Origin of the sequence: Pseudomonas lalucatii (genome assembly GCF_018398425.1) — a bacterium.
Classification (GTDB): domain Bacteria; phylum Pseudomonadota; class Gammaproteobacteria; order Pseudomonadales; family Pseudomonadaceae; genus Aquipseudomonas; species Aquipseudomonas lalucatii.
Genome location: NZ_JADPMV010000001.1, coordinates 1,585,393 through 1,611,745, shown reverse-complemented (window position 1 = coordinate 1,611,745; position 26,353 = coordinate 1,585,393). Strand labels below are relative to the sequence as shown.

The window sequence follows — 26,353 nt, the reverse complement described above, 5'->3', positions numbered from 1 at the left end:
GCAGGATTCAGGAGAAGTCATGGACGACCAGTCGCGATCCGTTTCCCCCAAACCCTGGTTGGCGCTAGGGGTCACCCTGGCCCTGCTGCTCGGCTTGGGTGGCTCGATCGTCTGGCAGTGGCAGGCCCTCGAGACGAGCAGTCGGGAAGAAGCGCGGCAGCGCTTCGAGCTCGAGGCGCAGGACGTCGGCCAGCGGATCATCCATCGCATGCGCGCCTACGAAATGGTGCTGCGCGGTATGTCCGGGCTGATCATCGGCAGCGACGAGGTTTCCCTGCTCGAGTGGGAGAGGGCGGTCGAGCAGTTGCATCTGCAGGACCGTTATCCGGGCATCCAGGCCCTGGGCTGGGCCCGCTACCTGCGCCGGGGGCAGCTCGACGACTTTCTCGGCGCGATCGAGGCCTCCGGTCGCGAGGACTATCGGGCCTTTCCCGCCGGCCCGCGCGAGGAATACGTGCTGATCGACTACATCAGCCCGTTCGACTGGCGCAACCGGCGAGCCCAGGGCTACGACATGTTCAGCGAGCCGCTGCGCCGGGAGGCGATCGTCCTGGCCCTGCACAGTGGCGATGCGGCCCTCAGTGCGCCGGTGATCCTGATGCAGGAGACCGAGTCGGACGTGCAGGCCGGGATGCTGCTGTACCTGCCGGTGTTTCGTCCCGGCTTGCCGCTGGACACCGAGCGGGCGCGGCGCGAGGCCTTGCATGGCTACGTCTACGGTGCCTTTCGCAGCCATGACCTGATGGCCGGCATTCTCGGTGCGCAGAGTCGGCTGTTCGATATCCGCGTCGTGGATCGCCAGGCGGGCAGCGCCCTGTTGGGCGAGGCCGCCGAAACCGCAGGCGCGGCTGCGCTCTTCACCCACACCATGGAGTTGCCGCTGTATGGCCGCACCTGGACCCTGACCGTCAGCAGCAGCCGGCTGTACGAAGTCTCGCTGGCGCGGCGGAGCATGACCTTCAGCCTGTGGATGGGGCTGACCGCCGCCGGTCTGCTGGCCCTGCTGACGGGCGGCTACCTGTACCAGCGCGAGCGCCAGCTGTACGTCAGCCAGACGGCGACCGAGCAGCTGCGCGAACGCGAGGAGCGTTTTCGTATGGTGGTGGAGGCCTCGCCCAACGCCATCGTCCTGGTCGACAGCGATGGCCGGATCGCCATGGTCAACCAGCAGGCCGAGCTGCTGTTCGGCTATCCGCGCCAGGCGCTGCTCGAACAGCCGCTGGAGATCCTCCTGCCGGAGGACAAGCGCGCCGGGCACGTGCCGTCCCGCCGCGCCTACCAGGACAACCCCGAGCCGCGGCGCATGGGCAGCAACCGCGAACTGTTCGGCCAGCACCGCGACGGCCGGCTGATCCCCCTGGAAGTCGGCCTGTCGCCGCTGCGCAGCGGCGACAACATCCTGGTGCAGGCGGTGATCATCGACATCAGCGAGCGCAAGGCGGCCGAGCGGCGGCTGCACGAGCAGGCCGAGCAACTGGTGCTGGCCAACCGCTACAAGTCCGAGTTCCTCGCCAACATGTCCCATGAGCTGCGCACCCCGCTCAACAGCATCCTGATCCTCAGCGACCAGCTGCGCCAGAACAGCGCCGGCAACCTCACGCAGAAGCAGGCCCAGCACGCGGATATCGTGCACCGCGCCGGCAGCGACCTGCTGCAGTTGATCAATAGCGTGCTCGATCTGGCCAAGGTCGAATCCGGCCGCATTCAGCTCAAGCTGGAGCCGCTGGACGTGCGCGAGGTGCTGGTGGAGCTGGATGCGAGCATGCGCCCGATGGCCGAACTCAAGGGCCTGCAGCTGCATACCCAGGTGCAGGCGGAGGTGCCGCCGCTGGTGTATGCCGACCGCGCCCGCCTGCAGCAGATACTGCGCAACCTGGTGTCCAACGCGGTGAAATTCACCGAGCGGGGCGAGGTGCGCCTGGACGTGGCGGTCGAGGCCGGGCGTGCCGACGACGATGGACCGCGCCTGAGTTTCGACGTGCGCGACAGCGGCATCGGCATCGCCGCCGACCAGCACGAGCTGATCTTTCAGGCGTTTCAGCAGATCGACGGCTCCACCAGCCGCCGCTTCGGCGGCACCGGCCTGGGCCTGGCGATCACCCGCCAACTGGCGCAGGCCCTCGGCGGTGAGGTGCGGGTGCAGAGCGCGCCGGGGCAGGGCGCGTGCTTCACCCTGAGCCTGCCCCTGCAGCAGCCGCCGGTGCAGGAGGCGGCCCCCGACGACCGACCGCAGCGGCGCGGCGTGGGCCCCGCGGTGCTGATAGTCGAGGACAATGCCAGCTTCGCCTCGGTGCTGGCCGAGGAGGCCTATGCGCACGGCTTCGCCAGCGTGCATTGCCGCACCGGCCGGCAGGCGCTCGAGCTGTTGCGGCACGAAAGCTTCAGCGCGGTGATCCTGGACATCCTGCTGCCGGACATCAGCGGTTGGCAGCTGTATCGGCACCTGCGCGGGCAGGCCGAGCATCGCGAGACGCCGGTGCACATCATCTCCTGCGTGCCGCAGCCGGCCGACTGGAGCGAGGACGGCCCGCGCTACCTGGTCAAGCCGATCAGCCGCGACGACCTCGAACGGGTCTTCGTCGAGCTGCGGCGCGACGGCCAGACCCCGGCGCCGGCCCTGCTGCTGGTGGAGGACGTCGAGGTCGAGCGCGAGCACTACCGCGAGCATCTGCAGCAGCTGGGCTTCGAGGTGGTCAGCTGCGCCAACGCCGGCGAGGCGCTGGATGCCTATGCCGAGCGCAATTTCGCGGCGCTGGTGATCGATCTCGACCTGCCCGACCGGGACGGCTTCGACCTGCTCGAGACCCTCGACCGGCACAGCCCCTTGAAGGGCGCCCGGGTGGTGATCAATACCGGGGTGGACGTCACCCAGCTGAGCCTGCAGCGGCTGCGGCGCTACAGCGCGGTGGTGGTGCGCAAGCAGGGCGAGGACCTGCACGCACTGAGCCTGGCCGTGCAGGGCTTCCTCGGCAGCGTGGGTGCCGTGGAGCAGCCCTTGGCGCTGCCGGCCCGGTCGGTGACGGCGGGGCTGGCCGGCCGGCGCGTGCTGCTGGTGGACGACGATGTGCGCAACGTCTACGCGCTCAGCGCGCTGCTCGACGAGGCCGGCCTCGAGGTCAGCGTCGCCGGCGACGGCCTGGAGGCCATCGCCAGTTACCTGCAGGCGGGCAGCGACCTGATCCTGATGGACATGGCCATGCCCCGGATGGACGGCTACAGCGCGACCCAGGTGCTCAAGCAGGAGCACGGCTGCATCGTGCCGATCATCGCCCTGACCGCCCATGCGATGAAGGGCGACCGGGAGAAATGCCTGGCGGCCGGAGCAGACGACTACCTGGCCAAGCCGGTCAGCCAGGGGCAGTTGATGGACATGCTGACCCGCTGGCTGAGCACGCCGCCCCAGGGCTTGGACGGGACACGGAGCGTCCCCGCCGGCCCTGCCTGATCCGCGAGGATCGGCAGGGAACGTCATCGAGAACACAGGAGACAGGCATGGCACAGCTGCAGGAAAAGCGAAAGCCGGGGCGGGCGCAGACCCTGCTGGTGGTGGATGACCGACCGGAAAATCTCGAGGCCATGCAGGCGCTGCTCGAGGACGGCGACTGGCAGCTGCGTTGCGTGAGCTCCGGGGAAGCCGCGCTGCAGTGCCTGTTGAACGAGGATGTGGGCCTGGTGCTGCTGGACGTGCAGATGCCGCACATGGATGGCTTCGAGGTGGCGCGGCTGATGCGCGGCAACCCGCGCACCCGCTTCATCCCGATCATCTTCGTCTCGGCCATCGCCCAGACCGAGGATGCCGTGCTCCAGGGCTATGCCACCGGTGCGGTGGACTTCATGCTCAAGCCCTTCGACCCCAAGGTGTTGCGCCACAAGATCCACTCGCTGCTCGATCACGAACGCAACCGCAGCGAGCTGCTGCAGCTGACCCAGCAGCTCGACAGCGCACGGGCCTTCAACGCCTCGGTACTGGATAACGCCGCCGAAGGCATCATGGTGGTCGGCGAGGATGGCCTGGTGCGTTTCGCCAACCCGGCCATGGCGCAGATGCTGCGCTGCACGGTGGCGGAGCTGCAGGGCAGCGCGCTGCTGTCCCACCTGCGCAGCCCCGAGGTCGGCTGCGACTGGCGCTCGTCAGAGTTCTACCAGCAATGGCAGCAGGGCAAGACCTATCGCGTGCATGAGGCGAGCCTGCGCACCGGGGACGGCGACAGCGTGCCGGTGGCCCTGTCCTGTTCGCCGCTGCCCAGGCTGCAGCGGGCCATGGTGGTCCTGGCCCTGGACATGTCGGTGGTGCGAACCCTGCACACCCAGCTGGAATCCCTGGCGGTGACCGACCCCTTGACCGGCCTGCTCAATCGGCGCGGCTTCCACCAGGCCCTGGAGGCGGCGCTCTCGCGCTCGGGGCGCAGCGGCCAGCGTCTGGCCCTGCTCTACCTCGACCTGGATGGATTCAAGCGGATCAACGACTCCCTCGGCCATGGCGTCGGCGATCAGTTGCTGCGCCGGGTCGGCGAGCAACTGAGGCACAGCCTGCGCCCCTACGACACCCTGGCTCGGGTCGGCGGCGACGAATTCACCGCGGTGATCGACGGCCTTTCCCATACCGAGGACGCGGCGCGCGTGGCGGAAAAGCTGATCGAGCAGGTGTCGGTGCGCCACAGCCTCAACGGCGTCGACTTCACGGTCGGCGCCAGCGTCGGCATCGCCTGCTTTCCCGAGTGCGGACAGAGCGTGGAGAGCCTGCTGCGTGCGGCGGACATGGCGATGTACGAGGCCAAGCGCGCCGGCCGCCAGCAGTACCGCTTCTTCCTGCCGGAGATGAACGGCCGTGCGCGTTCGCGGCTGATGCTCGAGGAGAGCCTGCGCACCGCCATCGAGCAGGACGACTTCACCCTCGTCTACCAGCCGCAGATCTACCTGGACAGCGGCCGGCTGCGCGGCTTCGAGGCCCTGCTGCGCTGGCAGCACCGGGTCGCCGGAACCGTGGCCCCCAGCGTGTTCATCCCCCTGCTCGAGGAAACCCGCCTGATCAACCGCCTGGGCGACTGGATCTTCCGCCAGGGGGCGCGGCAGTTCTGCGACATGCCGCGGCCCGCCGGCGGCGACCTGGTGCTCAGCCTGAACGTCAGCCCGGTGCAGTTCGGCATGCCGCAACTGGCGGATGACCTGGGGCGGGTGCTGGACGAGTACGAGCTGAACCCGGCGCAACTGGAGGTGGAAGTGACCGAGAGCGCGCTGATGCAGAGCCTGGAGAACACCCAGGAGCAGCTGCGCCAGTTGCGCCAGCTGGGGGTGAAGATCGCCATCGACGACTTCGGCACCGGCTATTCCTCCCTGGCCTATCTGCGGCACTTCGAGCTGGACACGCTGAAGATCGACCGCCTGTTCATCGCCAACATGCTGGAGTCGCCACGGGATGCGGCGGTGGTCAGCACCATCATCGACCTGGGCCGCAACCTCGGCCTGGAGGTGATCGCCGAGGGGGTGGAGACCGCCGCCCAGCGCGACTGGCTGGTGGAGCACCAGTGCGCGATCATGCAGGGCTTCCTGGTCGCGCCGGGGCTGCCGCTGGACGACGCGCAGGACTTCCCGGCGCAGCTGGACTGGGACGCGCTGCCGCTGTACCCCAAGCCCAAACGCTAGCCGCCGGAGCGCGGGGTCAGCGGGCGGGGTCGCGGCGGTGCAGCTCGGCCAGTTCGGCGTCCTTGGCCAGCCACAGCTGGTTGACCCATTGCTGGAACGCCAGGCGGTAGTCATCGTCCTGATCGTAGTTGCGGCCGATGAAGGCGGGGTCGATCGGCAGCCGGCGCAGGTTCACCACCACGTCCCCCAGCTCGCCGCTGAGCAGGGTCCAGAAGCTCGGGTTGCCCTGGGGGTAATGGATGGTGACGTTGACGATGGCGTGCAGCTGCTCGCCCATGGCATCGAGCACGAAGGCGATACCGCCGGCCTTGGGCTTGAGCAGGTGGCGGAACGGCGAGGCCTGGGCGCTATGTTTGGCCGGGGTGAAGCGCGTGCCCTCGAGGAAGTTGAAGATGCTCACCGGGTTGTCGCGGAACTTCGCGCAGGTGCGCCGGGTGGTCTCCAGGTCCTTGCCCTTCTTCTCCGGGTGCCTGGCCAGGTAGGCCTTGGAGTAGCGCTTCATGAAGGGGAAGCCCAGGGCCCACCAGCACAGGCCGATCACCGGCACCCAGATCAGCTCCTGCTTGAGAAAGAACTTCAGCGGACGGATGCGCCGGTTGAGCAGGTACTGCAGGGCCAGGATGTCGACCCAGCTCTGGTGATTGCTGGTGACCAGATAGGAGTGCTGGTAATCCAGATCCGGCAGGCCCTCGACTCGCCAGCGCGTCTGCCCCAGCAGATTCATCCAGGCCTTGTTGCAGCTGATCCAGGCCTCGTGGATGAAGTTCATCAGCCGATTGCCCAGGCGCTGCGCGGCGGCGAACGGCAGGCAGATCTTCAGCAGGGTCACGGCGAACAGGGGCCAGCACCAGAACAGGGTGTTGAGCGCCAGCAGGCTGGCACCGAGCAGGCCGCGCAGGGCGGCGGGCAGGAAATGCAACATGGGGGGCATGTGCCTCGGCCAAGGGGGACAGGCCCCGGTCGTCGGATGCCCGCGGTTGTCCTCCGCGGGTCGGTCGGCGCACAGGTTAACCGCTGCCGACCGAACTGCAAGCCCGGCGAACCCTGGCGATCAGCACAAATCGCCACCAGTTGCCGCTGTTTCTGCCAGCGAGGCCGCGGCCTATGGCAGGTCGGCGGCCTGGATGGCCGTCAGGGCGACGGTATAGAGGATGTCATCGACCTGGGCGCCGCGCGGCAGGTCGTTCACCGGCTTGCGCAGCCCCTGCAGCATCGGCCCCACGCCGACGCAGTGGGTGTCGCGTTGCAGCGCCCGGTAGGCGCTGTTGCCGCTGTCCAGGTCGGGGAACACCAGCACGGTGGCACGCTCTGCCGGCGGCCGGTCCGGCGTCTGCAGCCGGCCGCCGGCGGCGTCGTAGGGCAGCGGGCCGTCGAGCGCCAGGTCCGGCCGGCGCAGCCGGGCCAGGCGGGTCGCCTCGGCGACCTTGGCGCTGTCGGCACTGGTGCAGCTGAGCATCGCCAGTCGTGGGACGATGCCCAGGGCCCTGGCCGAGTCGGCGCTCTGCAGGGCGATTTGCGCCAGCTGCTCGGCGTTCGGCTGCGGGTTGACCGCGCAGTCGCCATACACCAGCACCTGGTCCGGCAGCAGCAGGAAATACACCGAGGACACCAGGCTGTAGTCCGCCGCGGTCTTGATCAGCTGCAGGGCCGGGCGGATGGTGTTGGCGGTGGTGTGGATGGCACCGGCGACCAGGCCGTCGACCTCGCCCAGCGCCAGCATCATGGTGCCCAGTACCACGTTGTCCTCCAGCTGCGCGGTGGCCATCGGCGCGTTGAGGCCCTTGCCCTGGCGCAGCTCGACCATGGGCGCGACATAGCGCGCCCGGACCAGGTCCGGGTCGAGAATCTCCAGCCCGGGCGGCAGCTCGATGCCCTGCGCCTGGGCCACGGCCCGGACCTCCTCGGGCTTGCCCAGCAGCACGCAGCGGGCGATGCCGCGGGCCTGGCAGAGGGCGGCGGCCTGCACGGTGCGCGGCTCGCTGCCTTCGGGCAGGACGATGCGCCGGTTCGCCGCCATGGCCCGCTGCAGCAGCTGGTAGCGAAACGCCGCGGGGGACAGGTGCAGCGCCTGCGTGCCGCCGCAGCGGCCGCGCAGCCAGTCGTGATCGACGTGACCGGCGACGAACTCGGCGACCTTCTCGGCGCGTTCGCGGTCGTCCAGGGGAATCTCCTTGTTCAGCCGGTTCAGGTGGGTGGCGGTGTCGTAGGAGCCGCTGCTCACGGTCATCACCGGCAGGCCGCTGGCCAGCGCGCCGCGGCACAGCTGCATGATCCGCGGGTCGGGATTGAAGTCGCTGCACAGCAGCAGCCCGGCCAGCGGCACGCCGTTCATCGCCGCCAGGCTGGCGGCGAGGATGATGTCGTCGCGGTCGCCCGGCGTCACCACCAGGGTCCCGGGCTTGAGCAGCTGCACCGTATTGGCCACGGCGCGGGCGCAGAGCACGATCTGCAGCACGCGGCGCTGTTCGTAGTCGCCGGCATTGAGCAGCCGCGCGCCGAGCAGTTCGGCGATGTCGCGGCTGCGCGGGGCATTCAGCTCGTCCTGCCAGGGGACGCAGCCGAGCAGGCGGAAGTGCTCGCCCCTGAACAGCGCCGAGCACTCCTGCAGGCGCCGGGCGTAGGCCGCGATGCCGTCCTCGCTGCGCACCTTGTTGAGGATCACTCCGAGCACCTTGGGGTCCTGGGTGCCGCCGAACTGCTGCGCCTGGATCTCCAGGCGGTCGCACAGCTCGCCCAGGCCCTCCTGCTCCGGGGCGGCGACCAGGATCACCTCGGCATCCAGGCTCTTGGCCAGGTGGAAGTTGACCCGCGCCGCGTAGCTGGTGTGGCGGGTCGGCACCATGGCCTCGACTATCACCACGTCCTTGTCCGCGGCGGCCTGCCGATAGCGCTCGAGGAGGTCCTCCAGCAGCTCGTCCAGCCGGCCGTCGCCGAGCATCTGTTCCACCCGGCTCAGCGCCAGGGGCGCGGGCGAGTGCAGGCCGTGGGTGCGGGCGATCAGGGCGCTGGAGCGCTCCGGGCCGGTGTCGTCCGGGTGCGGCTGGGCGACGGGCTTGAAGAAGCCGACCCTGAGCCCGGCGCGTTCCAGGGCGCCGACCAGGCCGAGGCTGGTGGAGGTCAGGCCGACGCCGAAACCGGTCGGCGCGATGAAGAAGCAATGCATGGAGGGTTCCTGGCAAGGGGGGCGATTGGCGTCGTTGGCCGCTGTGATTCGCCTGCGGGGTCGAGGCGGGTCCGGGGCTAGCGCGTTTCGTCCGCAGGGGGCGGGGCCGGTCGAGCGCCGTTCAGGCACCAGCCGCAGCGAAACCGCTGGCCGCGGCGGGCGTCGCGCTGGGCGGGGTCGAGCACCCAGGCGCGATTCTGCCACGGCGGCTGGTGGCGCAGGTGCTGGGTGTGACCGCAGGACAGCACGGCGACCCAATGACCGTCCTCGTCCTGGCGCAAATCCAGCAGGCGCACGGCGCCGCCCGTCTGGCGAGGGGCCGGGCTCGGGTCGCTTTCGGGCGTGGCCTTGGTTACACTCGTTCGTTCATTCTTCATATGCAAAAGGTCTCGCCCCATGCTGATCGCCGCCAACAAGGCCGTCTCCATCGACTATACCCTGACCAACGATGCCGGTGAGGTGATCGATAGTTCCGCTGGCGGCGCGCCGCTGGTTTACCTCCATGGCGCAGGCAACATCATCGGCGGCCTGGAAAAGGCCCTGCTGGGCAAGCAGGCCGGTGACGAGCTGACCGTGGCCGTCGAGCCGGAAGACGCCTACGGCGAGTACAGCGCCGAGCTGGTCGCGACCCTCAACCGCTCGATGTTCGAAGGCGTCGACGTGCTGGAAGTCGGCATGCAGTTCCACGCCTCCGGCCCGGACGGCAGCATGCAGATCGTCACCATCCGCGAGCTGGACGGCGACGACGTGATCGTCGACGGCAACCACCCGCTGGCCGGCCAGCGCCTGAACTTCCAGGTCAAGGTGGTCGATGTGCGTGACGCCAGCGAAGAGGAAGTGGCCCACGGTCACATCCACGGCGAGGGTGGTCACCACCACTGATCCAGGCATCGCTCGCCGCCGTCGTCGGATGACTCTTGCGCGTCCCGACCGCGGCGGTGGCTGCTACGCTGAGTACAACGAAAAGGCGCCCGACAACGGCGCCTTTTCTGTCCGGGGTACCTTTTCCGCAGCAGTTTCAAGGAGTTAGTCATGAGTGCCTTTCACGACCTCAATCTGCGTGCTCTGGATGGCGAGGACCTGCCGCTGGCTCCTTTCAAGGGGCAGGTGGTACTGGTGGTCAACGTCGCCTCCAAGTGCGGTCTGACACCGCAGTATGCCGGCCTGGAGAAGCTCCACCAGCAATACCGGGCCCGCGGCTTCAGCGTGCTGGGCCTGCCGTGCAACCAGTTCGCCGAGCAGGAGCCGGACAACGAGGCGGCCATTCGTGAGTTCTGCAGCCTCAACTACGGGGTGACCTTTCCCCTGGGCAGCAAGCTGCAGGTCAACGGCCCCGAGCGCCATCCGCTGTATCGCCTGCTGGCCGGCGAGGGCGCCGAGTTCCCCGGCGACATCACCTGGAACTTCGAGAAATTCCTGGTCGGCCAGGACGGCCGGGTACTGGCGCGCTTCTCGCCGCGGACCGCCCCGGACGACCCGGCGCTGATCCAGGCCATCGAGAATGCCCTGAGCTGAGCCATGGCCACCGGCATCGGCGCGGTCCGGTGCGCCGATGCCGGCGTGTGCCAGGCGCCCGTCGGCTCCCCCTCCCGGCGGTCACGGGCCGTCTGCCTGTCGTCGCCAATCACCGCCATCAATAGTGCTGGGCGGGCGAGACGACCGGTCATATGCTCGCCGCCATGAGCACATCCATCCGACTCGACAAGCGTGACCTGATCCTCGCCAAGGGCGCCGAGGTGATGACCCGCCGCGGTTATCACGGCGCCGGCGTGCAGGAGATCGTCCTGGCCGCCGGGGTGCCCAAGGGCTCCTTCTACCACTACTTCGCCAGCAAGGAAGACTTCGCCCTGCAGGCCCTGGCGCAGGTCTACCAGCCGCGCCTGGAACGCTACGCCCTGGCCCTGGGCAACCCCGCGCTGAGTCCGCGCCAGCGCATCCTCGGCTACTACGCCGAGCTGGTGCAGCGATTCGCCCGCCAGGAGAAGCTCGAGTACCACTGCTTCATCGGCAGCCTGAGCTTCGAGATGGCCGAGCTGTCGCCGGCCATCGGCGCGGCGGTGGACGCCATCCTGCAACGCTCGGCGGACATCCTCCAGGCCTGCCTGGAGCAGGCCCAGGCCGCCGGCGAGCTGGCGGCGGACGAGGATTGCCGCAACCTGGCCGCGTTCATCGCCAACGCCTGGCAGGGCGCGTTGACCCGCCTCAAGGTGGCCAGCGACACCCGCGTGCTGGACGACTTCCTGCAGCGCCTCGAGCGGCTGCTCGCGGCCTGAATTCTTCCCCCTACGAACGAGACGACCGGTCGCCTGGCCGGCACAGAGGAGCAACCATGAACGCCCCGGTACAAGCTTTGTTCCAACCCTTCAGCCTCGGCGCCCTGGAGCTGCCGAGCCGCGTGGTGATGGCGCCGATGACGCGCTCCTTCTCCCCGGGCGGGGTGCCCAACGCCAAGGTCATCGAGTACTACCGCCGCCGCGCCGCCGCCGGCGTCGGCCTGATCGTCACCGAGGGCACCACGGTCGGCCACAAGGCGTCCAACGGCTACCCCAACGTGCCGCGCTTCTACGGCGAGGATGCCCTGGCCGGCTGGCAGCAGGTGGTCGAGGCGGTGCATGCCGAGGGCGGCAAGATCGCCCCGCAGCTGTGGCACGTGGGCAACGTGCGCAAGCTCGGCACCGAGCCGGATGCCGAGGTGCCGGGTTACGGCCCGAGCGAGAAGCTCAAGGACGGCAAGGTCATCGTCCATGGCATGAGCAGGGACGACATCCAGGAGGTGATCACCGCCTTCGCCCAGGCCGCCGCGGACGCCCAGCGCATCGGCATGGACGGGGTGGAGATCCATGGCGCCCACGGCTACCTGATCGACCAGTTCTTCTGGGCCGGCAGCAACCAGCGCAGCGACGAGTACGGCGGCGACCTGGCCGGGCGCTCGCGCTTCGCCATCGAGCTGATCCAGGCGGTGCGCGCCGCGGTCGGCCCGGATTTCCCGATCATCTTCCGCTTCTCGCAGTGGAAGCAGCAGGACTACAGCGCCCGCCTGGTGGAGACGCCCGAGGCCCTGGCGGCCTTCCTCGAGCCGCTCAGCGCGGCCGGCGTGGACATCTTCCACTGCTCGACCCGGCGCTTCTGGGAGCCGGAGTTCGACGGCTCCGACCTCAACCTGGCCGGCTGGACGCGCCAGCTGACCGGCAAGCCGACCATCACCGTGGGCAGCGTCGGCCTGGACGGCGAGTTCCTGCAGTTCATGGTCAACACCGACAAGGTGGCCCAGCCGGCCAAGCTGGAGGGCCTGCTGGAGCGCCTGCACAAGCAGGAGTTCGACCTGGTGGCCGTCGGCCGTGCCCTGCTGGTCGACCCGGACTGGGCGCTGAAGGTGCGCGAAGGCCGCGAGGGCGACATCCTGCCGTTCAGCCGCCAGGCGCTGATGAGCCTGGTCTGATCCAGCTTTGCTGCGGCGCGACCCGGCGCCGCGCTCCTCGAGCCCCGACCTGTCGGGGCTTTTTTTCGTCTGGGTTTCAGCCGGCGGGGAGGAACAGCATCTGCGGCGGCTCGTGCATCAGGAAGTCGCGGTGCGAGATGTTCCAGGCGTAGGCGCCGGCCAGGGGGAACACCAGCAGGTCGCCCACCGCCAGCTCGGCCACCGGTTGCTGGCGGGCCAGCACGTCCTTGGGCGTGCACAGCTGGCCGACCAGGGTCACCGCCTGCTCGCGCAGCTCGGCCGGGCGCGCGCCGCGCACCACCGCGAAGGGGTGGTCGTGGCCCTGGGCCGCCGGGGTGCGGAAGTGGTGGGTGCCGCCGCGGCCGATGGCGAAGTACTGGCCGTGGTTGCGTTTGATGTCCAGCACCTCCATCAGGTAGTAGCCGCAGGCGGCACTGATGAAGCGGCCGATCTCGAAGCGCAGGCGGGTGTCGCCCAGGCGCTGCTCGTCGAGCAGCGCCGCGAGGCCCTGGCAGAACGCCGGCCAGTCGAAGGAGTTGCCCGGGTCGCGGTAGTCGATGCCCATGCCGCCGCCGACATTGAGCAGCGGCAGCTCGAGACGGTGTTCGGCGCACAGGCGGCGGAAGCAGCCCAGGTAGGCGCGCATCAGCTGCAGGTGCGCGGCCACGTCCAGCTGGTGCGACAGCAGGTGGAAGTGCAGGCCCTGCAGCTCCAGCCAGGGCTCCCCGCGCAGCAGCGCCAGGGCCTCGTCCAGCGCCTCTTCGTCGAGGCCGAAGGGGGTCGGCTTGCCGCCCATCACCAGGCGGCTGTCCGGGGCTTCGGCCAGTTTCAGGTTCAGGCGCAGCAGCACCGGGGCGCGGCGCCCCCGGGCGGCGGCGATGACGGCCAGGCGGCGCAGTTCGCCGAGACTCTCCACGTGGATCGCCGCGACGCCGCAGTCCAGCGCGGCGGCCAGCTCGCCGTCGAGCTTGCCGGGGCCGCCGAAGATCAGCGGCAGCTCGGGGTGCAGCCCGTGCAGCCAGCGCAGCTCGCCGCCGCTGGCCGCCTCGAAACCGTCCACCAGCGGTGCCAGGGTGCGCAGGATCGCCGCCTCCGGGTTGGCCTTGGCGGCGTAGAACAGCTCGCAGCTGGCCGGCAGCGCCGCGCGCATGGTGCGCACATGCTCGGCCAGCGCGGCGAGGTCGTAGAGGTAGGCGCACAGGGGCTGCGTGCGCTCGGCGCGCAGCCCGTCGATGGCCCGGACGATGGCGTCAGGCAGGTTCATGGGCGCACCTGCGTGGCCGGACCGGCCAGGGGACTGGGCAGGGGGGTGTAGCCGGCCTCGCGGTCGGCGCGCATCAGCAGGCGGGTCATGAAGTTCTCCTTGCTCGGCCAGGGCGCACCGGCGCACAGCTCGGCCAGGGCCGGCGGATCGTCGAGGCGCAGGCGCTGCGCGTCGAGCCGCTCGCCGAGCTGACGCCACAGGCGTCGCTCCAGCGTCTCGTCGCCGGCGGCGAGGTGGAAGATCGCCTCGCCCAGGTTGTTCACCAGGGTGCAGTAAACCACCCGCTTCCAGGCCTTGTCGGCGTCGTAGTAGAGCGAGGCGCGGGTGCGCTCGGCGAGGTGTGCGAGGCGCGCCGCCGGCCAGTGCTCGGGCACCAGCTTGGTGCCCTCCAGGTCGCGGATCCATACCCGGCAGGGCAGGTCGTCGGCGTCGAAGCCGAGCAGGGTGTTCTGCAGGTGCGGCTCCAGCACCACGCCGCGGCGGAACAGGCAATGCAGCACGCCGCCGAGCAACTGCTCGGCATAGCCGGCGAACCAGCGCAGGGCGGCCTCGGCGTAGCCGACGCCGAGCCGGCCGGCGCTGCGCTCGACCGCGGCCTGGGCCACGCTCTGGCCGTGCCGGTCCCAGGTGAACAGGGCCATGGCCACCTGCGGCCGGTAGCGCCGGCGGCAGTCGGCATCGAGGTTCTGCCGGTAGAGGATGCCGAAGCACTCGGTGACTTCCCGGGCCTGTTCCAGGCTGCCCAGGGCACCGAGGTCGAGGGTGCTGGCAGCCGGCTCGGGCATCAGCGCGAAGCCGGGCTGCTCCCGGGCCAGTTCGTCCATCAGCGGGGTCAGCAACTCGGTCAGGGCCACCGCGCTGTCCAGTTCGTACCAGGCGTTCTTGCGCACGCAGTTGGTCAGGCGCACGTGCACCGAGAACTTGAGGAAGTACGCCAGGTCGGGGTGGTAGAGGGTGCGCACCGAGGACGTCGGGTAGAGCGTCAGGCCCTGGGGCCCGAGGTGCTCCATCAGTCCCAGCGCCTGCGCCTGTTTCACCAGCGGGTCGGCGAGGATACGCGCCACCTCCCAGGGGTGGCAGGGGTAGCGATCGTCGTGGCCGCCGAGCTGGCGCAGGGTCGCTCGCGGGTCGGCGCCCTGGTGGCGGATCAGCGCCGGGTCGACGCGGAACCAGTGCAGGGCGAAGCAGGCGCCCACCTCCGGCGAGCAGGCCAGCAGGGCGTCGAGGGCGACGCCTTCGCGGCTCTTGGGCGTTGGGTGCAGGGCGTGGCCCCAGACCTGGTGCTGTTCCGAGGCCAGCAGGCTGTCCGCGGGCTCGGGGCCGTCGCCCGCCTGCTGGTTGGCGGCGCGGGCATGGCGCAGGAAGGTGCCGGTGATCTGCAGGCTGTTGTCGATCTGCGCGAGCAGCTCGCCGTGGCGCTCGGGGCCGTTCAGCGGCGCGAGCAGCAGCCGGGCCAGTTCCGCGGCGCCGAGGGCCTGCCAGAGCTGGCCGGGACGCTTGAGGTAGGGGGCGCTGAGGAAGCGGCAGCGGCCCAGGGCGCTGGCGCGCTCGACCAGCAGGGCCAGGCGCCCGCCCTCGGGCAGGCGGATGAGGATGCGGCGGGCGGCGAGCTGGCGCAGGCTCATGGGCAGGTCGAGGTCGCGGCAGTCCAGGTCGGCCTCGCCGCGGGGCAGGGCGTATTCGCGCAGGTAGCAGTTGAGCAGGCACTCGATGGCGTGGCGTTGCGCCTCGCCGTCCAGGGCGAGGTCGCGCAGCGAATCGGTGGAGGGGGCAAGGTTCATGCGGGTAGCTCCCGTGGACAGGCGACTAGGGGGCGCGCCAACAGCAGGGCCGCGCAGGCGGCGACACAGGCGACGAGGAAGGGTGAGGCGATGCCGTAGCCCTGGCTGAGCAGCCCGGCGCTGACGCCGGCGACGGTGCCGGCCCACTTGCCGCTGGCGTCGTACCAGCCGAACAGGCGGCCGGCGCCGCCCTGGCGGCTGCGCTGGCTGAGGCAGCGGTGCAGGCCGACGAAGGCCAGCAGCATGCCGGCGCCGCTGAGCAGGCGCAGGGCCAGCAGCGGTTCGGGCTGGACGATGGCGAACTGCAGGGCGTTGCCCAGGGCCAGCAGCGCCAGGCCGACGCCCAGGGGGTTGGCCGCCCGCCGCTGGGCCCAGGGCAGGGCCAGCAGGTAGACGCCGTGGGGCAGGCTGTAGAGCAGGCCGAGCAGGGCGTCGTTGGCGATGCCCAGCCCCTCGCCGTAGGGCACGAAGTAGGGGAAGGTCACCACCATGGCGAAGCTGAACAGGAACTGCACGGCGAGCAGGCGCTGCAGGTCTCCGGGCAGCCGGATATTCGTCGTGGCGCTCCCCGCGGCACGCGCCGGCCGCCGCGGCCGGTCGGCCGGCAGCGGCAGGACCAGGGCGAAGGCCAGCAACGGCAGTGGCGCCAGCCAGCGGTACAGCTCCAGGCCCAGGCCCTGGGCGGTGAGCAGGCCGAGCAGGATCGGCCCGCTGATCATCGCCAGGCGTGCCGAGTACTGGGTCCAGTTCAGCGCCCGCGCCAGGCCGTCCTTGTCCAGCTGGGTGGCCAGGTAGGCGTTGGACGCCGCCATGGCGCCGCCGAAGGTGCCCTGGATCACCAGCGCCAGAACGAACAGCGCCAAGTTGGGGCTGAAGCCGGCCAGCAGGAAGCCGGCGCACAGGCCGAGGTGCGCGCGCAGCAGCGACAGGCGGCAGCCGTGGCGATCCGCCAGGCGGCCCCAGAGCGGCGCCGCCAGGGCGGTGCACAGGGTCGGCAGGACGAACAGCACGCCGATGCTCCACAGCGGCGCGTCCGGCGCCAGGTCGGCGAGGATGCGCGGCAGGTACAGGGGGATGCCCAGGGCGGTGAAGGCCGACAGGTAGTGGCCGAGCAGCACGCTGGCGATCAGTCGGCGCTGCATGGGCCGTCCTCCAGGAGGAAGTTCGCCGCGCTGTAGCCGTAGAACTTGTTGATGTCGGCGGCGCCGGATTGCGCCTTGCTCAGCAGGCTGCCGGCGCTCAGCAGGTACTTCACCGGCAGCTGCGGGCTGTCGAGCAGGAAGCACCGTGCCTCCGCGGTATCCAGACCCTCGTCTTCGAGCTGCGCGAGGCAGGCGTGCAGGCGTGCGCGCAGTTCGGCGTACAGCGCCGCGCGCGGGGCCAGGCCGGCGTCGGCGATGGCTTCCAGGGGCGCGACTATGTTCAGCTGCAGGGTGATGGTGCAGAACATCTCGGCCAGGGCGCGCCAGCCGTCGACGCGGATGCGCTCGTCGCGCAGGGCGTCCGGGCACTGCGCCAGGTCCGGGCAGGCCGCGGCGAAGCGTGCCGGCCACAGGCGGGCGGCGTCGTTGTCCTTCATCAGCAGGCGCAGCGGGCGGCCGGCCTGGAAGATCAGCACGGCGTTCTGCTGGTTGGCCTCCAGGGCGATGCCGTAGCCCAGCCACAGACGCAGGTGCACCTGCAGCAGCAGCTCCAGGTAGTCCTGCCACCAGCGCTGCAGGTCGCCGCCATGGAAGCGCTCGACCAGCTGCGCGACGAACAGCCGGCCGTCGGCCTGGGGACTGGCCAGGGCCGCCACCGGCACCAGGGTGCAGTCCTCCAGCCCGGCCGGGTAGCGGCGCACCAGGTAGGCCAGGTGGCGCTGCTCGGCGGCGTGGCCGCCGTGCTGCTCGTCGACGTGCAGGTAGCGCGCGCCCAGCGCGGCGTCGCGCCCGGCCAGCGCCTGCAGGCAGGTCTGGAACCAGTGGCCGTCGTACAGGGTGCTGGGCTTGATCAGGCGCAGGTTGCGCGCGCCCAGGGTGCTGACCAGCAGCGGCAGCTTGATGTGCAGCTCGGGCTGGGCGACGCACATCAGGGTGCGCACCGAGAGGGTCGGCTCCACCTCCAGGGCGCTCGAGGGCGCCTGGTGCGCGCCGGCCGGCAGGCCGTGCCGCTGCAGCTGCGCCCAGGTCAGCGGGTGCACCGGCAGCAGGGCATGACTGGCGGCCAGGTCCGGGTCCAGGCCGACTTCGGCGAAGCGCGGCCAGAGCGCCGGCGGCGGGCTGCTCAGGTGCAGCTCGGCGCGGGGCACGGCCAGCCAGTTGAGGCGAAAGCGCGGGCCGAACTCCGGGGCGTAGGCCGCCAGCGCCGCGGCGTCGAAGCCGCTCTTGGCCCGGGCGGTGGGGTAGAAGGGGTGGTCGAGGTAGCTGGCCAGGCGGTCGATACCGAGCAGGCGCCGGCCCCAGTCGGGCTCCTCGAGCACCCGGGCCAGCGCCGGCCCGTGCCGGCGCTGGGCGGCCCGGCACAGGCTGCGGTGCTGCGCCGCGCAGTCGGCCTCGTCCCGGTAGGCGGCGAACAGCGCCAGGCTGTCGGCGTCCAGGCCCTGGCCCAGGTGCTCCAGCCAGCGCCGGTAGCCCTGTTCCGGCTCGACCCGTCCGGCCTGCCGCCACAACCAGGCGTCGCCACAGGCGCTCCAGGCCTGCAGCGGCGCGCCGCGGCGCACCGGCAGCCACAGCTCGCCGGCGCCGAGGTGGGCGATGTGCAGCCAGTGACCGTCGGCCGGTTGCGGCCAGTGGCTGGCCAGGGCCCGGGGCAGGGGCTGCACCCGGCCACGGCTGAGCAGGCCGCGCAGGTCCTCGCGCAGGCAGCAGTCGATGATGCGCTGGCCGATCACGGCCGCGTCGCGGGCGGCGTTCATGCCTGCTCCCAGCGCAGGTCGGCGAGGATCGTCGCCAGCTGGGCGTCGAGGCTGGCGGCATCCGGGGCGATCAGCCGCAGCACGCCGAGGTAGTCCTTGTTCGAGTGGCTCAGGCGGATGGCGTCGCCGACCTGGCGCAGGGCGCGGTAGTCGCACCAGTGGCCGGGGCGCTGCTGCTCGAAGCTGGCCGGCGCCTGGCGCAGCTGGCCGTCCCGCGCGGCGATCAGGTAGTGCACCAGGGCGCAGGCGTCGCCGGCGTCGGCGTCGGCGGTGGCCAAGGGCTCGCCCAGGTGCAGGGCGAGGATGGGGGCGAACCAGCCACCGGGCAGCAGGCGGTCGAGGAGGAACTCGCGGCCGTCGCCGATGCTGCGGTAGTTGATCTCCACCAGCACCGGCCCCGCGGCGGTGAGGATGAACTCGCTGTGGCAGACGCCGAAATTGATGCCGAAGGCCGCCACCTGGGCCAGCGCCGCGGCCCGCTGGGCCTGGCTCAGCGCACCGTTCCAGCGCGCCGCCTGCTCGATGAAGTGCGGCGCCGGCGACAGTTCGACATCGAAGCCGCCGACGGCCCGCAGGTTGTGACCGTCGCCGAGGGTCTCCAGGGTGAACAGCGGGCCCTCGAGGTAGGCCTCCAGCAGCAGGGCGCGGCGGGGCTGTTGGCGCCAGAACTGCGCGCAGTAGTCGGCCAGCTCGACGGCGTCGCGGCACAGGCGCACATCCAGGCTGGCGACGCCTTCGCGAGGCTTGGCCACCAGCGGGTAGGGCGCATCGCTCGGCAGTTCGGCGCCGGGCGTCAGCACCTGGAACCAGGGCCCGGGCAGGCCCAGGCGCTGCAGGCGCTCGCGCATGGCGGCCTTGTTCTTCGCCGCGTAGCACAGGCGCCAGTCCTTGCCGGGGCAGCCGAACAGTTCGGCGACCAGGGCGGCAGCGGTCTGCAGGTGGTCGCTGTTGCTGAACACCGCCGCCGGGCGCAGGCCCTGGGCGTCGAGCAGCTCCACCACCGCCAGGGGGTTGAACACGTCGCACTCCAGCACCTGCAGGCCGTCCGCCGGCACCTCCAGCTCGGCGAGGCGGCGGCGGTGCTCCTGGGCATGGTCGCTGATCAGCAGCACCGGCCGGCCACGCTGGCGCGCCGCGGGCAGGAAGCCCTCGACGACGGCCGGGTGCAGCACGTGGCTGAGGATGACGATGGGCTGTTGCGAGGCGATGCGACCGTGCATGGGGAGTCTCCTTCGGGCAGCCGCCTCCCGCCCCGGGGCGCGGGGCGCGACCGGGAAGGAGGGGCAGGGGGTTGGGCGCGGGGGCGCGGATCAGAAGCGGTAGTTGACGCCGAGGGTCAGGGTGCGGCCGGGTGCCGGCTGGCGGCCCCAGGGGCTGGTGTCGATGCCGCGGAAGTAGTACTGGCGGTCGAACAGGTTGCTGACCCCGGCGGAGGTGGTCAGCAGGCTGCCGTCGTCGAGCTTGAACTCGCGCTCGATGGCGGTGTTCCACAGCCAGTAGGCCGGCAGGCGGCCGACCGAGGCGTTGGCGTTCTCGTCGCGGCTGTTGGCCGCATCGGTATAGGCGCCGCTGACATACAGGCCGTCCAGGCTGTAGGTCCAGACCTCGGCGAAGCGGTAGCGGCCGTCCAGGGTGATCTGGTGGCGGGAGGCGAAGGGCACCTCGTTGCCGGCGAAGGCACCGGCGCGCTGCTCGCTGTCGAGGTAGGCGTAGCCGGCGTGCAGGTCGAGGTTCGGCAGCGCCGCCGGGGTCCAGAACACCTCGCTCTCGAGGCCCTGGTGGCGGGTGCTGCCGAGGTTCTCGAAGCGGTCGTTGCTGCGGTTGTATTCGATCTGATCCTCGAAATCGATGCGGTACAGGCCGAGGTCGACGCGCAGGCCCTGCCAGGGGGTGTAGCGCACGCCCGTCTCGTAGTTCCAGGCCAGCTCGGCGGCGACGTCGCCGTCCTTGACGATCGAGGTGATCTGCGGCACGCGCAGCGACTTCTGCGCGTTGGCGTAGAGGAACCAGGCGTCGTCGAGCTGGTAGCCCAGGCTCAGGCCCGGCAGCCATTCCTCGGCGATGCTCTGGCGCTCCACGCCGCTGACGCCGTCGGCGTACTCCATGCGCGCGTGCTCGTAGCGCACGCCGGGGGTCAGGGTCAGGCGGCCGTCGAGCAGCTTGATCTCGTTGCTGACATAGGCGGCCTTGGCCTCGTCGTCGAAGGTCCAGTCGCGGATCACGCTGTGGGCGCCGGTGCCGAGGTTCTGCCGGTTGACCTCGAAGTCGACGTCCTCCTTGACCAGCCGCGCGCCGAGCAGCCAGGTCTGGCTGACGCTGTCGCCGTCCAGGCTCAGGCTCAGGCGCGGCTCGCTGCCCCAGACGCGGAAGTCCCGCGGCGCGTCCTGGAAGGTGGTCGGCGTGGCGTCGGGGGTGAAGGGCAGGCCGATGAGGAAGTTGCGGTAGCTGTGCTGGGCGAAGTTGGTCCAGCTGAACTCCACCGCGTCGAACGGGCCCATGGCGCCCAGGTACTGGCTGTAGGTGCCCCAGACGCGGTCGCTGTCGCCCTCGAAACGGTCCAGGTCGCGGGTCGACTGGCGCGGGTCGTCCTTGTAGTCGGCCACGCTGAGGGCGCCGGCCAGGTCCAGGTCGGCCTTGTAGCGCTGCACGCCGAAGCTCAGGCTGCGGCTGTCATCGATGTCCCACTGGCCGCGCAGGCGATAGTTCTGCACCTCGCTGTCGGAGTGCTCGCGGCCGTATTCGCCGGTGATGGTGTTGAGGTCCAGCTGCAGGCCGAAGTTGTCGGTGAGGTAGCCGCCGGTGCCGAGGTAGCTGTCCCACAGGCTGCGCCCGCCCGGGGCGAAGGTGGCCTTCTCCTGCAGGGTGGTTTCCCACTGGCGGGGGATGGGCCGGCTGATGAAGTTGATCACCCCGCCGACGTTGTTCGGTCCGTACTGCACGGCGGCACCGCCGCGCACGATGTCGATGCGCTCGACCGTGGCCAGGGTCTGCGGGAACAGCGACAGGCTGGTCTGGCCGTAGGGCGCCAGGGCCAGCGGGATGCCGTCGGAGAGCACCTGGACACGGCCGCTGCGGCTCTCGTAGAGGCCGCGCACGGCGATCTGCGGCAGGGCGCCGGTGCCGGTCTCGTCGAACACCTTGATGCCGGGGACGCGCTGCAGGGCGTCGTCGAGGCCGCGCACGCTGGCCTTGCTCAGCTCTTCGGCGTCGACGACGCTGCGGCTGCCCGGGTAGGTGCGCACTTCCTCGTCGCTGGCGCTGCCCAGCACGTCGCCCTTGATCACCATGGGGGCGAGGGTGGCTTGCTCCGCGCGCTGTTCGGCGAGGACGGGGTGGGCGATGGCCAGGCTCAGCAGGCTGAGGGGCAGGGAAAGCAAACGGTTGGGGGTCATGGCGGACTTCATCAGGTTATAGGAGTGGGGTTGAGGGTCTGCAGGCGGGCCTTCAGGGCCTGGTGCAGCAGGCCGCGGTCTTCGCCGGCGAGAAAGCTGCGCAGGCCCAGGGCGCGCCAGTGCGCGTGTTGCTCGGGGCTGCGCGGGTTGGCGCAGAAGGGGATGCCGGCGGTGGCGCAGGCCGTGGCCATTCGCTGCAGGGCCTGCCAGACCTGCGGGTGCAGCGGCGCGGGGCCGACGCCCAGGTCCAGGGCCAGGTCCAGGGCGCCCTCGAGCACCATGGCCAGCCCCGGCACGGCGAGGATCTGCGGCAGCGCCGCCAGGCCGGCGGCGCTTTCGATCATCGGCACGATGCGCGGCTGGCGGTTGCTCAGGGCGATGTAGTCGCCCAGGGCCAGGGCGCCGAAGCCGGTGTTGCGCCCGCCGCTGATGCCGCGCCGGCCCTGCGGCGGGAACTGCGCGGCGGCCACGGCGCGGGCCACCTCGGCGGCGCTCTCCACGCGCGGCAGCACTATGGCCTCGGCGCCGGCGTCGAGCAGGCGGCCGATCAGCTTGTCGTCGACCTCCGGCACCCGCACCCAGGGCGCCAGGCCGGCGGCCTCGCAGGCGCGCAGGCAGTGCATCAGCTCATCGCCGTCGCGCAGCAGGTGCTCCAGGTCGAGGATCACGAAGTCGTAGCCGGCGTGGCCGATCATCTCGCAGAGCAGCGGCGAGGCCAGTGAGTTGAGCAGGCCGTAGACCGTTTCGCCGCGTTCCAGCTGGGCGAAGACGGTAGAGGGGCGAAGCATGGCGCCGTTCCATTATTGCGATCAATTGCTTAATGGTAATGTTTATCGTTTGCTGCTGTAAATGCTTCGGTTCTCATTTTCGCCGGGCGACCGAAACGGCGCCCCGCCGCGGCGCAAGCGAGGCGCGGGTCGAGGCCGACCCGCGGGAGGGAGGGGAGGTGTGGCGCCTGGCCGGGCGTCGAACGAACTAGTGACGTTCTTCGACGCCCGGCCAGGGGGCCGGGCTTGCGCGGGCCGGCCCGCAGCCCGGGTCGAGGGCGCCGCGCAGCTGACGTTCGAACAGCTCGACAATGCCGGCCCAGCCCTCGCGGGCGGCATGCTGGCGGGCGTTCAGGCGCACCCGGCGCAGGCTCTCCGGATCGTCCAGCAGCCACTGCGCCGCCTCGATGAACCCCTGGGAGTCCTTGGCGGTGGCCAGCGCGCCGTTATGCCCGTGGCGGATATGTTGCGCTGCCGCGGCCTGGTCGAAGGCGACCACGCCGAGGCCGGACGCCAGGGCCTCGAGCACCACGTTGCCGAAGGTTTCCGAGAGGCTGGGAAAGAGGAACAGGTCGCCCGAGGCGTAGTGGGCGGCCAGCGCCTCGCCGCGCTGCAGGCCGCAGAACCGGGCCTCCGGCAGCTGCTGCTGGAGGCTGGCGCGCTGCGGACCGTCGCCCACCAGGATCAGTTTCAGGCGCCGCTGCGGCTGGGCCGCCTGCAGGGCGCGAAAGCCCTGCACCAGCAGGCCGAGGTTCTTCTCCGCGGCCAGGCGGCCGACGTGCAGCACGGCGATATCCTCCTCGGCCAGGCCCCAGCTGCGGCGCAGCTCGGTCGAGCGCTTGGCCGGGTGGAACAGCTGGCCGTCGACGCCGCGGGCCAGCAGCACCAGGCGTTCGAAGCCGCGCCGCTGCAGCTCGAGCTGCTGGCTGGCGCTGGGCACCAGGGTCAGGCGCGAGCGGTTGTGGAACCAGCGCAGGTAGGCGGTCATGGCGCGGGCCAGCAGGCCGATGCCGTAGTGGCCGGTGTATTGCTGGAAGTTGGTGTGGAAGCCGCTGACCACCGCAATCCCCAGGCGCCGGGCGGCGCGCAGGGCGGACAGGCCCAGGGGGCCCTCGGTGGCGATGTAGAGCACGTCGGGCCGGCGTTGCCGCCAGTGGCGCAGCAGCTTGCGCAGGGCCGGCTGGCCCCACTGCAGGCCGGGGTAGCCGGGCAGCGGCCAGCCGCGGGTCAGCAGCAGCTGCTCGCTGCTCTTCTGGCCCTGGTCGCCGGCCTGCCGCGGGCGCACCAGCTGCAGGCAGTGGCCGCGGGCGCGCAGGCCGTCGGCCAGGCGGCCGAGGGTATTGGCCACGCCGTTGATTTCCGGCGGGAAGGTTTCGCTGATCAGGGCGATATACAGGGGGGATGCGCTCATGACCGCAGTCTCGACTGTCGCCATGTAGCGAATATGACGCTAGCGTTGCGCTAGTGTGACAGCGCCTTCGTCGTGCTCGCGCAGCCAGGCGGAACCTGTCCGGCCGGCCCGCCTTTGATTCTGCAGGACAGCTGCGTTAGCGATGCGCAGTGAGCCTCTGGGCGCTTCGGCTAGACCTCAGTCACAGCACTTCCCGGGACACGATCCCCTTGTGCCCAAAACCCCTCATCTACTCCCGCTCACATAGCCTTCATTTCAGCGATATCACGCACCACCTGATCTGCCGAGCGGTCGAACATCGCCTGCTCCTGCGCATCCAGAGGCAACTCGAGCACCCGCGCAATCCCCTCCTCTGCCAGCACACAGGGGACACCCATGGCGATATCTGTTCGCCCGTACTCGCCTTCGAGAATCGCGACCGCCGGCAAAATGCGGTTTCGCCCATTGGCGATAGCATCCACCATCTGAGCAATTGCCACGCCCGGCGCATCGCAGGCGCTCCCCAGCTTCTTCAGTCCCAGAATCTCGCCGCCGCCCTGGCGTGTGCGCTCCACAATCCGCTCTATCTGCTGACTGGACAGGAAGTGAGACAGCGGCACCGAACCGACCGCACAGTAGCGCATCAGCGGCACCATGCTATCGCCATGTCCGCCCAGCACCAGCGCCGTGATATCCCGAGCAGAAAACCCTGTCTCCTCGGCAATGAAACACTTCATGCGCGCCGTATCCAGCACCCCCGCCTGGCCGAACACCTTGCCGCGTCCCAGCCCGCTGAGAGACCAAGCCCGATAGGTCAGCACGTCGACTGGGTTCGACACCACCAACACCGTCGCCGCCGGCGCATGACGCTTAATGTCCAGCATGATGCCATCGAGAATTGGCAGATTGATACTCAAGACGTCCTGGCGCGACTGACCTGGCTTGCGGGGCACTCCCGCCGTAATCACCACCAGGTCAGAATCCTGCAGCAGTTCGGCATTGGACCCGCCGTAAACCCGGGTATCGGAACCCGACTCAACTGCCGCCTGCCAGACGTCCAGCGCCTTGCCCTGTGCCAACTCACCCTGCACATCAAGCAACATCAACTCACGACAGAACTCTTCCCGGGCGATGATCTGGGCCGCGGCCTCACCCACCATCCCGACACCCACAATTGATAGCTTGTTCACCTCACACCTCCCTGCAGCGCGCGCCACCGGCATCACGCCCACCTATACAGAAAAGTATTACCCGTTAATGCAGAAAGGCCACCCGAAGGTGGCCTGTAGTTGTTCTACCTGCTTTTTGCCAATCCCATGGGGGGCATTACTTCAGCCTCCGATACCCCCATAGGCCGAGTCGTGCGGCCTTAGCGGACCGCTCCAAGTCGATCAGGGATTGATCGCTGTTGTAGTGGCGCTACGGGATTTCGATAGGGCAGCCGACGTTGAGATGCCTCGAGTTCTGTCAGAGCTGGAGTGATCAGTCCGTTCCTGGCCGGTCGCTGTCTGTCGCCACCGGCCGCTCTGGGCCAAGGTTGGGTGAAGAATCTCAAGTGCCAGGTGCGGATCACTTCATAAGCAACGCTGGTGCCTTTGCGTCTACCCAGTGTGGGCTCATCCCCAAGGCCTGGGCATAGGGGTACGGTGCTGGCGTTACGACCGAGTGACCGCCCGCTCGCCGCGTTCGCGCACCCAGAACAGCGTGGCGCCGGCCACCGCCGCCGGCATCATCAGGATGTTCAGCCCCGGCACCAGCAGCGCCGCGTAGGTGATGCCGCCGAAGCCCAGGCTCTGCCAGCGCTTCTCGCGCAGCCAGGCGAGCATGTCCTGCCAGCTCATCTTGTTGTTGTCCGCGGGGTAGTCGATATATTGGATGGCCATCATCCACACGCCGAACAGCAGCCACAGCGGCGCGGCCACCAGGTTGAGCACCGGGATGAAGGTGAGGATCAGCAGGCCGATGGCCCGCGGCAGGAAATAGGCCAGCTTGCGCGCCTCGCGGCCGAGGGTGCGCGGCACCATGGCCAGCAGTTCGCCCCAGCTGAAGGCGGGGAAGGGGTCTTCGCCGCGCACCACCACCTCGACCTTCTCGGCGAGGAAACCGTTGAAGGGCGCGGCGATCACGTTGGCCAGCATGGTGAAGCTGAAGAACACCATCAGCAGCACCAGCACCACGAACAGCGGCCAGAGCAGGTATTCGAGGAAGCTCAGCCAGTCCGGCAGGCTGGGCATGAAGGTGTCGACCCAGCCGCCGAACTGCTGCACGGCGAAGCCGACCAGGGCGGCGAACAGCAGCAGGTTGATGGTCAGGGGCAGCAGCACGAACAGTCGCAGGCCGGGGCTGAGCACCAGCTTCAGGCCTTCGCCGAGGTACTGCGGACCGGTTAGCACGGGAGCAGGCATGGGAATCTCCGCCAGGTGAAAGTCGCGCCGACCTTACCGGCTTTGCCGGGCAGGGGAAAGCCACGGCAGCGCACCGCCATTGCCGATCTCTATCCCCTGGATTGGCAAAGTGCATTTCCCCGGCCGGCCGGGCTTGGGTAGCCTGCGCGCAGTTTCCCTTTGCCGGGCTAGCGCCTTTACCCAGCCTTCCCCAAGTGCTTGGCTAGCCCCTTT

At 70.0% G+C, this 26,353-nt stretch carries 19 protein-coding genes; 6 read left to right on the top strand and 13 right to left on the bottom strand.

Going from position 1 to position 26,353, the window contains the following annotated elements:
* The first annotated feature begins 19 nt into the window (after positions 1-19).
* Positions 20-3,445: a CHASE domain-containing protein gene (locus I0D00_RS07305; protein ID WP_213639074.1), complete on the top strand. Its 3,426-nt coding sequence runs from the start codon at positions 20-22 to the stop codon at positions 3,443-3,445.
* 47 nt (positions 3,446-3,492) lie between these two features.
* Complete coding sequence (locus I0D00_RS07300; RefSeq protein ID WP_213639073.1) at positions 3,493-5,643, top strand: putative bifunctional diguanylate cyclase/phosphodiesterase; 2,151 nt, start codon at positions 3,493-3,495, stop codon at positions 5,641-5,643.
* 16 nt (positions 5,644-5,659) lie between these two features.
* Here the strand turns inward: I0D00_RS07300 and I0D00_RS07295 are convergent, their stop codons facing one another.
* The 3 genes from I0D00_RS07295 to I0D00_RS07285 all read right to left on the bottom strand — a co-directional run bounded on the left by I0D00_RS07295 (position 5,660) and on the right by I0D00_RS07285 (position 9,234).
* Positions 5,660-6,565, bottom strand: a complete 906-nt coding sequence (locus tag I0D00_RS07295) for an acyltransferase (protein WP_213639072.1) — start codon at positions 6,563-6,565, stop codon at positions 5,660-5,662.
* A 180-nt stretch (positions 6,566-6,745) separates the two neighbouring features.
* On the bottom strand, positions 6,746-8,806 hold the full coding sequence (gene pta / locus I0D00_RS07290; protein WP_213639071.1) for a phosphate acetyltransferase: 2,061 nt from the start codon (positions 8,804-8,806) through the stop codon (positions 6,746-6,748).
* 77 nt (positions 8,807-8,883) lie between these two features.
* Positions 8,884-9,234: a DUF3565 domain-containing protein gene (locus tag I0D00_RS07285; protein ID WP_213639070.1), complete on the bottom strand. Its 351-nt coding sequence runs from the start codon at positions 9,232-9,234 to the stop codon at positions 8,884-8,886.
* Between I0D00_RS07285 and I0D00_RS07280 the strand changes: the two genes are divergently transcribed.
* The 4 genes from I0D00_RS07280 to I0D00_RS07265 all read left to right on the top strand — a co-directional run bounded on the left by I0D00_RS07280 (position 9,203) and on the right by I0D00_RS07265 (position 12,245).
* Positions 9,203-9,688, top strand: a complete 486-nt coding sequence (locus I0D00_RS07280) for an FKBP-type peptidyl-prolyl cis-trans isomerase (RefSeq protein WP_213639069.1) — start codon at positions 9,203-9,205, stop codon at positions 9,686-9,688. The genes I0D00_RS07285 and I0D00_RS07280 overlap by 32 nt on opposite strands.
* Positions 9,689-9,838: 150 nt before the next feature.
* Positions 9,839-10,321 (top strand): glutathione peroxidase, encoded by a 483-nt coding sequence (locus I0D00_RS07275; protein WP_213639068.1) that lies wholly within the window; start codon positions 9,839-9,841, stop codon positions 10,319-10,321.
* Between the two features lie 164 nt (positions 10,322-10,485).
* Complete coding sequence (locus I0D00_RS07270; RefSeq protein ID WP_476748429.1) at positions 10,486-11,079, top strand: TetR/AcrR family transcriptional regulator; 594 nt, start codon at positions 10,486-10,488, stop codon at positions 11,077-11,079.
* 56 nt (positions 11,080-11,135) lie between these two features.
* Positions 11,136-12,245, top strand: coding sequence for an NADH:flavin oxidoreductase (locus I0D00_RS07265; protein ID WP_213639066.1), 1,110 nt, complete (start codon positions 11,136-11,138; stop codon positions 12,243-12,245).
* A 76-nt stretch (positions 12,246-12,321) separates the two neighbouring features.
* Here the strand turns inward: I0D00_RS07265 and I0D00_RS07260 are convergent, their stop codons facing one another.
* The 10 genes from I0D00_RS07260 to cysZ all read right to left on the bottom strand — a co-directional run bounded on the left by I0D00_RS07260 (position 12,322) and on the right by cysZ (position 26,140).
* A complete protein-coding gene (locus tag I0D00_RS07260; RefSeq protein ID WP_213639065.1) occupies positions 12,322-13,509 on the bottom strand; it encodes a type III PLP-dependent enzyme in 1,188 nt (395 codons plus the stop codon).
* Positions 13,506-15,290 (bottom strand): IucA/IucC family protein, encoded by a 1,785-nt coding sequence (locus I0D00_RS07255; protein WP_213639064.1) that lies wholly within the window; start codon positions 15,288-15,290, stop codon positions 13,506-13,508. Before I0D00_RS07255 ends, I0D00_RS07260 begins: the two co-directional genes overlap by 4 nt.
* Positions 15,287-16,432 (bottom strand): MFS transporter, encoded by a 1,146-nt coding sequence (locus I0D00_RS07250; protein ID WP_213639063.1) that lies wholly within the window; start codon positions 16,430-16,432, stop codon positions 15,287-15,289. Before I0D00_RS07250 ends, I0D00_RS07255 begins: the two co-directional genes overlap by 4 nt.
* On the bottom strand, positions 16,417-18,186 hold the full coding sequence (locus I0D00_RS21660; protein WP_213639062.1) for an IucA/IucC family protein: 1,770 nt from the start codon (positions 18,184-18,186) through the stop codon (positions 16,417-16,419). Before I0D00_RS21660 ends, I0D00_RS07250 begins: the two co-directional genes overlap by 16 nt.
* A complete protein-coding gene (locus I0D00_RS07240; RefSeq protein WP_213639061.1) occupies positions 18,183-19,406 on the bottom strand; it encodes an ATP-grasp domain-containing protein in 1,224 nt (407 codons plus the stop codon). The genes I0D00_RS21660 and I0D00_RS07240 overlap by 4 nt, the downstream gene beginning before the upstream one ends.
* A 90-nt stretch (positions 19,407-19,496) precedes the next feature.
* Complete coding sequence (locus I0D00_RS07235) at positions 19,497-21,578, bottom strand: TonB-dependent receptor family protein (RefSeq protein WP_246533191.1); 2,082 nt, start codon at positions 21,576-21,578, stop codon at positions 19,497-19,499.
* Between the two features lie 11 nt (positions 21,579-21,589).
* The gene (locus I0D00_RS07230; RefSeq protein ID WP_213639059.1) at positions 21,590-22,366 is read right to left on the bottom strand and encodes an HpcH/HpaI aldolase family protein; all 777 of its coding nucleotides are present in this window, start codon (positions 22,364-22,366) and stop codon (positions 21,590-21,592) included.
* A 187-nt stretch (positions 22,367-22,553) separates the two neighbouring features.
* The gene (locus I0D00_RS07225; RefSeq protein ID WP_213639058.1) at positions 22,554-23,780 is read right to left on the bottom strand and encodes a glycosyltransferase family 4 protein; all 1,227 of its coding nucleotides are present in this window, start codon (positions 23,778-23,780) and stop codon (positions 22,554-22,556) included.
* A gap of 215 nt (positions 23,781-23,995) precedes the next feature.
* Positions 23,996-24,925, bottom strand: coding sequence for a malate dehydrogenase (locus tag I0D00_RS07220; RefSeq protein WP_213639057.1), 930 nt, complete (start codon positions 24,923-24,925; stop codon positions 23,996-23,998).
* A 465-nt stretch (positions 24,926-25,390) separates the two neighbouring features.
* Positions 25,391-26,140, bottom strand: a complete 750-nt coding sequence (gene cysZ, locus I0D00_RS07215; RefSeq protein ID WP_213639056.1) for a sulfate transporter CysZ — start codon at positions 26,138-26,140, stop codon at positions 25,391-25,393.
* Positions 26,141-26,353 lie beyond the last annotated feature (213 nt).